This window comes from Gordonia tangerina, from assembly GCF_021556435.1.
GTDB classification, from domain to species: domain Bacteria; phylum Actinomycetota; class Actinomycetes; order Mycobacteriales; family Mycobacteriaceae; genus Gordonia; species Gordonia tangerina.
Genome location: NZ_JAKGCU010000001.1, coordinates 503,246 through 515,097, shown reverse-complemented (window position 1 = coordinate 515,097; position 11,852 = coordinate 503,246). Strand labels below are relative to the sequence as shown.

Here is an 11,852-nt window from a genome sequence, read left to right as displayed (position 1 = left end):
ACGAGGTCGGCATTCGCAGGTCAGAGCAGGATGCCGGGGTTGCAGACGCCGTCGGGGTCCAAGGTGCGTTTGACCGCGCGCAGCGCCTCGACCGCGAGTGTGCCGATCTCGTCGTGGTAGGTGTCGCGGTGGTCGCGGCCGACACCGTGATGATGGGTGATGCTGGCACCGGAAGCGCGGATCGCGGTGTTGGCAGCCGCTTTCGCCGCTGCCCATTGCTCGATCGGGTTCGCTGTCTGTGGGCAGACGACGGTGAAGTAGAGCGAGGCGCCGGCCGCATACACATGGCTGATGTGACACATCACCAGCGGCTCGGTTCCCAGGTCGGCGAGGGTGGTGGTCACCGCATCGGTGACCGCGGCTTTGACCTCCGCCAATCGGGACCAGTAGGTGACGGTCTCCAGGGTCTCCACCAGCACGCCGGCGTCGAGCAGCGGGTCACGCAGATACGGTGCGCGGAACCGACCGGCCCGCCACGCCTGCCCCGGCTCTGTTCCGGCGTAGGTGCCACCGGCCTGACCCAACACCTCGGTGGTCGCGTCACGGCGCCGGTCCACCTCGGCCGCCGCACCCTCATAGCCGACGACCGCCAGACATCCGCCGGTATCGCCGCCGAGGTCGTCGGGGTCGGCGAGGTTGATGGCGGTCTCCACCTCGTCGGACAGCCGCAGCACGGTGGGCATCGGCCCGTCCTGGGCGAGGCGCCGCAGAGCGGCTGCGCCGGCGTCGAAGTCGGCGAAGCGCCAGCCCTCGAATACCCGACGGGTGGGTGTCGGGTGGATGCGGACGGTGACCTCGGTGATGATCCCGAACGCCCCTTCCGATCCGAGGACGAGGTGGCGCAGGTCCGGGCCGGCCGCCGACCGGGGTGCCGTGCCGAACTCGACGGTGCCACGCGGGGTGGCGAGCACCAGATGCTCCACCATCTCGTCGAAGCGACCGTAGCCGGCCGACGACTGACCGGCCGATCGGGTGGCCGCGTACCCGCCGATGCCGGCGCCCGCGTAGGACTGCGGGAAATGCCCGAGGGTGAACCCGTTGGCGCGCAGCAATTCTTCGGCGCGCACGCCACGCAGGCCGGCCTGCAGTGTCGCGGTGCGGGAGATCTCGTCGACCTCCACGAGCTGGTCGAGCCGGTGCAGGTCCACCGACACGACCCCGGCGAACCCGGCACGCTGCGGCGTGAGACCGCCCACCACCGAGGTGCCCCCGGTGAACGGCACCACCGCGACCCGGTGGTGGGCGCACAACTCGAGCAGCCGCACCACGTCGTCGTGGTTTGCGGGTGCGACGACCAGATCGGGGGCGTCGCTGCCGTCACCGCCGCGCAGCGTGAGCAGATCGGTTGTCGAGTATCCACGGGTGTGATCGATGCGATCACGGTGGTCTGCGCTGACATTCGACGCTCCGAGCAGTTTCACCAGCGCGGTGCGGACCGCCTCGGGCACCACGGGTTCGGCGAGCACGACCGCGTCGGGGTCGACACCGGTATCGGCGACCGCATCGGCACCGGCGAGCGCAGCGGCCGCGGCCGGAAGGTCGGCCGGGGTGGTCGGATCACCCCACCGGGGGCGGTGCATCGTCACGGCCCGCAGCGCGGTCTCGTCGTCGGATGTGTTCGACAAGCTCGGTTCGTCGGACATCGGCCCACCTCCTCGTGCGTTACACATTCAGCGTAACTGTCACTCAGGTGGCGGCGTCGGTCACCTCACGATGGCGCGCACCACCAGGTCGGCGACGTCATCGTCGGAGAGCGCACTGTCCGGGATGAGCATCAACGAGTAGATCGTGCGGACCAGGAACTCGGCGGCCCCGCGCGGGTCGGGCCGGAGTTGCGCGGCGATCTCGGGCTGCAGATCGGGCAGGGTCTGCTCCACGATCTGGTGGATCAGTGTCGGGCCCGCCGCAGCTTCGGTGGCCACGAGCGCCCGCACCACCTCTTCGGGTTCGTTGCGCAGCACGTACTGCAGGGCCTCGTGCTCACGGATGTAGGGCAGCACGTTGCGCACCTGCGCACGCACCTTGCCGGCCGCATCGGGCTCGGCGTCGGCCCACTCGCGCAGTTTGACCCGCAAGGTCACGACCTCACGCTCGACGATCGCGGCGATCAGCGCATCCTTGCCACCGAACATCCGGTACGCCGTCGCCCGCGCAACCCCGGCCTGCCGCGCGACCGAGGTCAGGCTCAGCGCCTTCGCCCCGAATCGCGACACCAGCGCCACGCCGACGTCCACCATGCGGTCCCGTTCCATGGGCAATCACGGTATCGGACGAATCGCGCGGTCCGCGGCCACCGCGACCGGCACCGTCAAGCGCCCCCCGAGGCCGATTACGCTCGAGCGCCCGTCACACCGAGAGCTTGCGCAGCCGGGGTGCCAGGTCCTTTTCGAAGTTCTCCAGGAAACGACGCTGGTCGTGCCCGGGCGCGTGGAACACGAGGTGATTGAGCCCCGAGTCGGTGTAGAACTTGACCTTTTCCACCGCCTCGTCCGGGTCGGACGCCACGATCCACCGCTTGGCGACCTGCTCGATGGGCAACTCGTCGGCCAACCGCTCCATCTCCGTCGAGCTGTTCACGCTGTGCTTCTGCTCGGCGGTCAACGACAGTGGCGCCCAGAACCGGGTGTTCTCCAGCGCCAATTCCGGGTCCGGATCGTAGGACATCTTGATCTCGATCATCCGGTCGATCTGCTCGAAATCGCGTTCGGCCTTCTCCGCGCCTTCCTTGACCGCCGGGATCAGCTTCTCCTGATACAGCTCGGCACCCTTGCCCGACGTGCAGATGAACCCGTCACCTGCCCGACCGGCATAGCGGGCGACCACCGGGCCACCCGCGGCCACGTACACCGGGATCGGCTGCTCGGGCACGTCGTACATGTAGGCGCCCTGCGTCTTGTAGTACTCACCGTCGAAGTTCACCTCCTCGCCAGTCCACAACTCACGCATCAGCCTGATCGACTCACGCAGCCGGGCGAAACGCTCCTTGAACTCCGGCCACTCACCCTGAAATCCGGTCGCGTACTCGTTGAGCGCCTCACCGGTACCCACACCGAGCATGATCCGACCCGGATACATGCAGCCCATCGACGCGAACGCCTGGGCGATCACGGCCGGGTTGTAGCGGAACGTGGGCGTCATGACCGACGTCCCGATCTGCACCCGCTCGGTGCGCTCGCCGACCGCCGCCATCCACGCCAACGAGAACGGGGCATGACCACCGTTGTGCCGCCACGGCTGAAAGTGATCGCTTACCGTCACCGAATCGAGCCCGTGCTCCTCGGCCAACACGGCGATCTCCACGAGTTCCCGCGGATCGAACTGCTCCGCCGACGCCTTGAGACCGAGTTTGAGTTCTGCTGCCACGCTGTTACCTCGTTTTCGTCCATCACGTATTCGTTCGTCCCCGATCGATCACTCCGTATCCAACCTACTCAGGCTCAGCGCACGCGGTTCGTCCCCCGGGTACCGCTTCCTCCGGCGGTGGCAGAAGGACAACGAACAGGTGTCGGCGGACGCACCGTTTGCGCCGGTGGACCTCAAGTTGACTTGAGGTTCTACCGTGGTGGGATGAGCATGCAGTCGGTCGCATGGGACACCATGTACAAAACGATGAACGCGCCGCAGGGACGCACGCTGCGCGGTGAACGGCGCGCCACCATGCGTCGGATCGGCGGCTTCGCAAAACCGCATCGTCGGCGCATCGTCCTGTTCCTCGGGTTGTCGGTGTTCACCGCCTTGTTGACGGTGGCGACACCGCTGCTGGCCGGGCGGGTGGTCAATCTGATCACCGGTGGTGGCAGTGGCGGTGCCATCGCCGGACTGGCGGTGCTGATCGCGGGTATCGCGCTCGTCGAGGCCGGATCGGGGATCGCGCTGCGGTGGTTGTCGTCCAATATCGGTGAAGGACTCATCCTGGATTTGCGCCGTGCGGTGTTCGACCACGTGCAGAAGATGCCGGTCGCCTTTTTCACCCGCACGCGGACCGGCGCGTTGGTCAGCCGACTCAACAACGATGTCATCGGCGCACAACGTGCGTTCAGCGACACGCTGTCGGGGGTGGTGTCCAACGCGGTGACGCTGGTGCTCACGCTGGGCGTGATGATCGCGATCAGCTGGCAGATCACTCTGCTCGCACTGGTGCTGTTGCCTATCTTCGTGGTGCCGGCGCGGCGCATGGGCAAACGGATGGCGGCCCTGTCCCGCGAGGCCGCCGAGTACAACGCGCGCATGTCGACGCAGATGACCGAGCGGTTCTCAGCTCCTGGTGCGACGTTGGTCAAGCTATTCGGACGTCCCGAGGTGGAGTCGGCGGAGTTCGCCGATCGCGCCGACCGGGTGCGCGACATCGGCGTACGGCGCGCGATGCTGCAGAACTACTTCATGACGGCACTGACACTGGTGTCCGCGCTCGCCTTGGCACTGGTCTACGGGCTGGGCGGCTGGCTGGCGGTCGGCGGGCACCTGTCCGCGGGCGCCGTGGTGTCGCTGGCGCTGCTGCTGACCCGGATGTATGCGCCGCTGACCGCGCTGGCGAATGCGCGGGTGGAGATCATGAGCGCGTTGGTCAGCTTCGAGCGTGTCTTCGAGGTGCTGGACCTGACGCCGTTGATCGCCGACAAACCCGACGCCCGCACGGTGCCGGCAGGCCCGGTGTCGGTGCGCTTCGACGACGTGTCCTTCGCCTACCCGTCGGCCGACAAGGTGTCGCTGGCGTCGCTGGAAGAGGTTGCCCAACTGGACAACCGCGGTGGTTCGACGGTCCTGCACAACATCGACCTCGACGTGCCGGAGGGCACCATGACCGCGCTCGTGGGCAGTTCAGGCGCCGGCAAGTCGACCATCGCCAATCTCGCGACCAGGCTCTACGACGTCGATTCCGGTTCGATCACTCTCAACGGGGTCGATCTGCGCGATCTGCGCAGCGCCTCGGTCCACCGCACCGTCGGTTTGGTGACGCAGGACGGTCACCTGTTCCACGACACGGTTCGAGCCAACCTGGCGCTGGCGAATCCGGCCGTGTCCGAGGCGCAGATCTGGGATGCGTTGCGTCGCGCGCGCCTCGATGCACTCGTGTCGGCCCTGCCCGATGGCCTCGACACCGTCGTCGGCGAGCGCGGCTACCGCCTGTCCGGCGGCGAACGCCAGCGGCTGACCATCGCGCGGCTGCTGCTGGCCCAACCGTCGCTGGTGATCCTCGACGAGGCCACCGCACATCTGGACTCGACGTCGGAGGCGGCGGTGCAGGAGGCGCTGGCCGAGGCCCTGGTCGGTCGGACGTCGATCGTGATCGCCCACCGACTCTCGACGATCCGGGCCGCCGACGAGATCGCGGTTCTGGAGGGTGGGCGGATCGTCGAACGTGGCGATCACGCGACGCTGCTGGCCCGCAACGGCCGCTACGCCGAGCTGTACCGCACCCAGTTCGCCGACGACGCCGACGGCGATGAGCACGAACTGACCGCCTGAGCCTGCCGAGAGAGCCCCACATCTCGCCGAGCGACTCCGGCCCACGCTCGCCGGTCACTGCTCCGGAGTCGCCGCCCAACCGTGAAAAGTGAGTTCGCGCACCACGATCACCGGACCATCGGGTCGGTCGGTGCGGTAGTGGGAGTACTTCGCGGCCAGGCGGTCGATCGCACGTGTGCCGAGTTCACTCTCGGCGTCGGCCACATCGGCGCGGCCGTCCACACGAACCCACCAGAGGCCCGACCACTCCTCGGTGTAGTGGTCGGCGAGTAGTGATACGGCCGGATTCGCCGCGATGTTGGCAAGGCGCCGGAGCTGCTGTGTGCGTTTGGGTTTGTGATCGACGCACGACACCACGATGTCGTCGAACAGCGCGAAGACCACCGGAACGAGGTGCGGGCGGGCATCGGCACCCACCGTGGCCAGCCGCGCCACTCGAGCCGAGGCGAACCGGTCTCGCGCGGACATCACCGGGAGTTGCCCGCCGACGACGCTCGCGGCACGAGCGCGGGTTCTGTCGGTGACATTTCGGGTTCTGTCGGCGACGGGAGGGTCATTCGGGCGGGGTGTCGCCGGGGCGGGTGTCGTCGGTGCGCGGCTGCCGGCTCGGCGGGCGCGGCCGCCGGAACTGCAACACGATCAGCCCGATGTTGACCACCACGATGGCGATTCCCAGACCCACCCAGACCCATCGTCCTTCCTGCCACCAATTGACCGTCAACAAGGCCACGCAGACCAGCAAGATCGCCGACCCGACGATGGTCATCCCGCGGGAAAAGGTCTGCGCTCCGCGTGCGAAGTCGTTGTTGATCATCGAAAAATGCTCATCTCAGGTGTTGACTACGATCACCACCGCGATCGCGACGGCCACCACCACTATCCCAACGATCAGGAACGTGACATGCGAGGGGCCGGGCATCTCGCCACCGTCGCGCAGGGCGTTCATCGTGCGTCGCCACCGCCACGCACCGAGCAGGGCGATGGCACAACCCAATCCGACCATCACCAGCCCCAGCGCAGTCTCCAGCACGGGATGTTCGATGTCGGCGGCGACATAGACCACGGCAACCCCGGCCGCCATGAACCCCAACGCGGTGCGCACCCAGGCGAGCACCGTGCGTTCGGCGGCCAGCGTGAAACGCGCATCGATGGCGCCGGGCACCGTCGGGGCGCTCGCGCCGGTGGTCGTCGGGGCGGTCTGAGACTCAGCCGGCCCGTTGGCCCTCTCGATGCTCAGTGTCCTTGGCCTTTCGGATGGCGTCGGCGGCAAACGCCGCGATCACGTCGATGGCGTGCATGCTCTCCGGGTGCCGGGTGGACAGCACCGGGAAGGCGTGCACCTGCCAAGCGTAGCTGTGGGCCACGGTGTCGACACCCGCATCATCGAGCGTCTCGACGAGCTCGATGACGTCGGCTTCGAGCATCTCACCCTCGGCGGTGACCATCACCGTCGGCGGGAACGCCGCATCGGCGAGGTCGGTGATGCGGCGCACCCCGTTGAAGACCACCGGACCACGCGCGAACAGCGGTGCGAGCTCGGCCATCTTGCTGCGCGGGATGTAGGCGTCGGAGCGGCTGGACCGATCCGGGTGGGTGCCGACGTCGAGGTCGAGCAACGGCGAAATCCCCACGAAGGCGGTGGGCATCGGCAGTCCCTCGTCGATGGCGGCCTCGATCACCTTGCCGGCCAGGAAGCCGCCCGCGGAGTCACCCGCGACGATGACGCGCCGGTAGCCCCGTTCCGACACCAGTTCTCGGTAGGCGCCGGCGGCGTCGGCCACCGAGGTACCGACCCCGGCCGCGGGCAGCTGGCGATACTCCACCGAGAACACCGGCAGCTCGCAGGATCGCGACAGCCGACTCGCGATCGAGCGGTGCGAGCCCAGTCCGCAGACCACGAACGCGCCGCCGTGCAGATAGAGGATGGCCGTCTCCGCATCGCGCCGCGATGGTCCCGCGGGCAGGATGAGTTCGACCGGACGACCCGCCAGCGTCATCCGCTCACGCACCACGCCGGCCGGGCGCGGCCCGACCGCGAGCGCCCGGTCTATCAGGAACAGACCCGCCATCCCCGGCCTGTTCAGCGGCCACAGCGAGAGTGTGGGGCGCAGCAGACCGCGGCTGCCGACCCACATGGCATAGGACAGCAGACTCGGGGCGCGGTGATGCACGATCGGCATGGCTCACATCCTCGTCGTCTGGCGATCGGCGGTACGCATTGCCGACGCAGCACGTCCGTTGCTCACATGCTGAGATGGCGTCAGTGCGAAAACTACACGGATCGGGCGTTCCGATCTCGGTTTCGTAGACCGTTTACCACACCATCGATGGGCGCAAACGTCGCGGTGCGTGCGCCACGCCCCGTTCACCTGCGTCACAGACACTGCTGGGAGCTCTCGGTTATATTCTCCGTTCCATGCCGAATCGATGGTGGTGATACGTGGTCATTCCGGCCCAGTTCCTGTTGTCGTCGCAGGCCAGCGCACCGCGAACCCTGTGCGACGTCCTCGATGACACCGCTCGGTCGTACCCGGATTCACCGGCCATCGACGATGGTGACCTGACTCTCACCTACTCCGAGTTGCTCGCTTTGGTACGCCGCGGCGCCGAGAACCTCGGTGACGCGGGAGTCGGCCGCGGCGGGCGTGTCGGCATCCGGATGCCCTCGGGCAGCCGCGATCTGTACGTGGCGATCTTGTCCACGCTCTACGCCGGGGCCGCCTACGTTCCCGTCGACGCCGACGACCCCGCCGAACGTGCGGAGCTCGTCTTCGGTGAGGCGGGCGTGGACGCCATCATCGACGCCGAGGGTGTGCACCCGACCGAAGGACGCACGCCGGTCCCGGCGCAGCGCCCGACGGTCGATGACGACGCGTGGATCATCTTCACCTCGGGTTCCACCGGTACCCCGAAGGGTGTGGCCGTCACCCACCGCAATGCGGCCGCGTTCGTCGACGCCGAGGCCCGCATGTTCCTCGTCGACGACCCGCTGGGGCCCGAGGACCGGGTACTGGCTGGACTGTCGGTGGCCTTCGACGCCTCCTGCGAGGAGATGTGGCTGGCCTGGCGTTACGGGGCCTGTCTGGTGCCTGCACCCCGATCGCTGGTGCGCAGCGGCATGGATCTCGGACCATGGTTGGTGCAGCGCGACGTCACGGTGGTGTCGACGGTGCCCACACTGGCATCGCTGTGGCCGCCGGAAGCGCTCGAGGCCGTGCGGCTGCTGATCTTCGGCGGCGAGGCCTGCCCGCCGGAACTGGCCGAGCGGCTGGCCGTCGAGGGCCGCGAGGTGTGGAACACCTACGGTCCCACCGAGGCCACCGTGGTGGCGTGCGCGGCACCGCTCGATGGCCGCGGCCCGGTGCGTATCGGATTGCCACTGCCGGGTTGGGATCTGGCCGTGGTGGGAGCCGATGGCCAGCCGGTGGGCGAGGGCGAGGTCGGTGAACTCGTCATCGGTGGCGTCGGCCTGGCACGTTATCTGGACCCGGCCAAGGACGCCGAGAAGTACGCACCGATGCCGACCCTGGGTTGGGAACGGGCCTATCGCAGCGGCGACCTCGTGCGGCTCGATCCGGCCGGTCTGCTGTTCCAGGGTCGCGCCGACGACCAGGTGAAGGTCGGTGGGCGGCGCATCGAGCTCGGCGAGATCGACAATGCGCTCCAACAGCTTCCGGGCGTCAGTGGCGCGGCCGCGGCGGTCCGCAAGTCGGCCGCCGGCAACAGTCTGTTGGTGGGCTATCTGGTGTCGCCGCACCCCAACTTCGACGTCGCCGCCGCACATCGACTGCTCACCGAACAGCTGCCGGCGCCCATGGTTCCTCGGCTGGCGCTGGTGGATGAACTCCCGACACGAACGTCGGGCAAGGTGGACCGCAATGCGCTGCCCTGGCCGCTCCCGGGGAGCTCTGGTGCGGCAAAAAAAGACGATGACGGTGACGATCTCACCGACACCGAGGCCTGGATGGCCCAACGATGGACCGACGTCCTCGGCGTCACCGTCGACGACGCGAAAGCCGACTTCTTCGCCGAAGGTGGCGGCTCCCTGGCCGCCGCGCAGCTGGTAACCGCACTGCGGGAACGCTATCCCGATATCACCGTCGCCGACCTCTACGACCATCCTCGTCTGGGTTCGCTGGCCGAACTGCTCGACGGTCGCACCCCGGTGACGGTCGTGCAGGAACGTGACATCACGCCGACCCCGCGCAGCACCGGGTGGTCACAGATCCTGCTGTCGGTGCCGCTGACCACCCTCACCGGTCTGCAGTGGGCGACCTGGCTGGGCGTGGTCAACAACATCGCGGTGGAGGTGGTGGCGCGCGCCGACCGGGATGTGCCGTGGCTGGTTCCGGTGAACTGGTGGGTACTGCTCGTGGCGTTCCTGCTGTTCATCACCCCACCCGGCCGGATGGTGATCGCCGCGGCCGGCGCGCGTCTGCTCCTGGCCGGGGTGACTCCCGGCAGCTACCCGCGCGGCGGAAGCACCCATCTGCGGTTGTGGGTGGCCGAACGCCTGCTCGACGCGAGCGGTGCGGCCAACCTGTCCGGTGCACCGTGGATGATCTATCTGGCCCGCGCCCTCGGCGCCACCGTCGGCCGGGGCGTCGACCTGCACACCATTCCGCCGGTGACCGGCTTCCTCACCATCGGCGAGGGTGCGTCGGTGGAACCCGAGGTGGACATCGCCGGATGGTGGATCGACGGCGACACCGTCCACATCGGTGAGATCGTCATCAAACGCGGCGCCTCCATCGGGGCGCGATCGACGTTGCTTCCGGGTGCAGTGATCGGACGCGACGCCGAGGTGGCTGCCGGGTCGGCAGTTCGTGGTCGGGTCAAGGCACGCCAGCACTGGGCGGGCTCACCGGCGGTGAAGGTCGGCAAGGCCGATCACCCGTGGCCCGAACACCGACCACCGCGCGGTTCGATGTGGGTGCCGATCTTCGGACTGTCGTCGATGGTGCTGGCCGCGATCCCGCTGATCGCGCTGGCCGCCGGACTCGCGGTGATGGGCTCGTGGGCCATCCATGCCGATCGGCTACGCAGCGTCGCCCTGCGCTGCCTGGTCCTGCTGCCGGCCGCCACCGTGACCAGCCTGCTCGTGTTCGCGTTGATCACCGCGATCTTGGTGCGGCTGCTGTCGATTGGGCTCACCAAGGGCTATCACCCGGTGCGATCACGCGTCGGCTGGCAGGTGTGGATGACCGAACGCTTGATGGACGCGTCTCGCACCTACCTGTTCCCGCTGTACGCGAGCCTGTTGACGCCGTGGTGGTTCCGGTTACTCGGGGTCAAGGTGGGTGCGGGCACCGAGATCTCCACCGCGCTGGTGTTGCCGAAGTTCACCACGGTCGGCGACGGAGCGTTTCTCGCCGACGACACGATGGTGGCGTCCTACGAACTCGGCGGCGGATGGCTGCACATCGACGAGGCCAAGATCGGCAAGCGGTCGTTCCTGGGCAACTCCGGGATGACCGGACCGGGACGTAAGGTGCCGAAGAACGGCTTGGTCGCGGTGTTGTCGGCGACGCCGGATCGCGCCAAGTCGGGGTCGAGCTGGCTGGGCAGTCCCCCCGTCCGATTGCGGCGCACCACCGCCGAGACCGACACGTCACGCACGTTCGATCCCCCGGTGCGTTTGAAGGTGGCCCGCGCCGTGGTGGAGACCCTGCGCATCATCCCGGTGATGGTGTCGTTCGGACTCGGCCTGTTCATGCTGTTGGGGCTGCAGTACATCGGTCAGCATGTGTCCTGGTGGGCGGCGGACCTGCTCAGCGGTGTGCTCCTGTTGGTGGCCGGCGCGGCCGCATGCTGCATCGCGGCGGCGGCGAAATGGTTGGTGGTGGGTCGGATCCGGGTGTCGGAGCATCCGCTGTGGAGTTCGTTCGTGTGGCGCAACGAGTTGTCTGACGCGTTCGTGGAGACCGTCGCGGCCCCGTGGTTCGCCAATGCGGCCACCGGCACACCGATCCTGAACCTCTGGCTACGCATGCTGGGTGCCCGGATCGGCCGCGGTGTGTGGTGCGAGACCTATTGGCTGCCGGAGGCCGATCTGGTGACCCTCGGCGACGGCGCCACGGTCCAGCGCGGGTGTGTGGTGCAGACGCATCTGTTCCACGACCGGGTGATGGCAATCGATCGGGTCACCCTGGAGGCCGGTTCCACGCTGGGTCCGCACTGTGTGGCGCTGCCCGCGTCAGGCCTGGGCGAGAGCGCGACCGTCGGGCCCGCGTCGTTGGTGATGCGCGGCGACGTCGTCCCCGCTCACACCCGCTGGCAGGGCAACCCCATCGCCCCGTGGCGGAAGTGACCGCGCCCCACCGATGATCGAGTAGCCCGCGAGCCGCCAGGCGAGCGAGCGTATCGAGATCCTCGTCACCGGATCT

The 11,852-nt window shown here is 68.2% G+C and carries 9 protein-coding genes; 2 read left to right on the top strand and 7 right to left on the bottom strand.

What is annotated here, in order from left to right:
- Window positions 1-20: 20 nt before the first annotated feature.
- The 3 genes from L1892_RS02425 to fgd all read right to left on the bottom strand — a co-directional run bounded on the left by L1892_RS02425 (window position 21) and on the right by fgd (window position 3,363).
- Window positions 21-1,643, bottom strand: coding sequence for an FAD-binding oxidoreductase (locus L1892_RS02425; RefSeq protein WP_235721836.1), 1,623 nt, complete (start codon window positions 1,641-1,643; stop codon window positions 21-23).
- 60 nt (window positions 1,644-1,703) lie between these two features.
- Window positions 1,704-2,252: a TetR/AcrR family transcriptional regulator gene (locus L1892_RS02420; protein ID WP_235721835.1), complete on the bottom strand. Its 549-nt coding sequence runs from the start codon at window positions 2,250-2,252 to the stop codon at window positions 1,704-1,706.
- Between the two features lie 94 nt (window positions 2,253-2,346).
- Window positions 2,347-3,363: a glucose-6-phosphate dehydrogenase (coenzyme-F420) gene (gene fgd, locus L1892_RS02415; RefSeq protein WP_235721834.1), complete on the bottom strand. Its 1,017-nt coding sequence runs from the start codon at window positions 3,361-3,363 to the stop codon at window positions 2,347-2,349.
- A 204-nt stretch (window positions 3,364-3,567) separates the two neighbouring features.
- On the opposite strand from fgd, the gene L1892_RS02410 reads away from it, so the two are divergent.
- Window positions 3,568-5,466 carry an ABC transporter ATP-binding protein gene (locus tag L1892_RS02410; RefSeq protein WP_235721833.1) on the top strand — a complete coding sequence of 633 codons (1,899 nt, stop codon included), beginning with the start codon at window positions 3,568-3,570 and terminating at the stop codon, window positions 5,464-5,466.
- Between the two features lie 54 nt (window positions 5,467-5,520).
- Here L1892_RS02410 and L1892_RS02405 read toward each other — a convergent pair whose 3' ends face one another.
- From L1892_RS02405 to L1892_RS02390, 4 genes are all read right to left on the bottom strand, one after another.
- A complete protein-coding gene (locus tag L1892_RS02405; RefSeq protein ID WP_235721832.1) occupies window positions 5,521-5,934 on the bottom strand; it encodes a TIGR03668 family PPOX class F420-dependent oxidoreductase in 414 nt (137 codons plus the stop codon).
- Between the two features lie 85 nt (window positions 5,935-6,019).
- Entirely contained in the window at window positions 6,020-6,280 is a 261-nt protein-coding gene (locus tag L1892_RS02400) for a hypothetical protein (protein ID WP_235721831.1), read from the bottom strand.
- Window positions 6,281-6,295: 15 nt separating this feature from the next.
- Window positions 6,296-6,628, bottom strand: coding sequence for a YidH family protein (locus L1892_RS02395; RefSeq protein WP_235721830.1), 333 nt, complete (start codon window positions 6,626-6,628; stop codon window positions 6,296-6,298).
- Between the two features lie 43 nt (window positions 6,629-6,671).
- Window positions 6,672-7,646 carry an alpha/beta hydrolase gene (locus tag L1892_RS02390; RefSeq protein WP_235721829.1) on the bottom strand — a complete coding sequence of 325 codons (975 nt, stop codon included), beginning with the start codon at window positions 7,644-7,646 and terminating at the stop codon, window positions 6,672-6,674.
- A 260-nt stretch (window positions 7,647-7,906) separates the two neighbouring features.
- Between L1892_RS02390 and L1892_RS02385 the strand changes: the two genes are divergently transcribed.
- The gene (locus L1892_RS02385) at window positions 7,907-11,776 is read left to right on the top strand and encodes a Pls/PosA family non-ribosomal peptide synthetase (protein WP_235721828.1); all 3,870 of its coding nucleotides are present in this window, start codon (window positions 7,907-7,909) and stop codon (window positions 11,774-11,776) included.
- The last annotated feature ends 76 nt before the right edge of the window (window positions 11,777-11,852 follow it).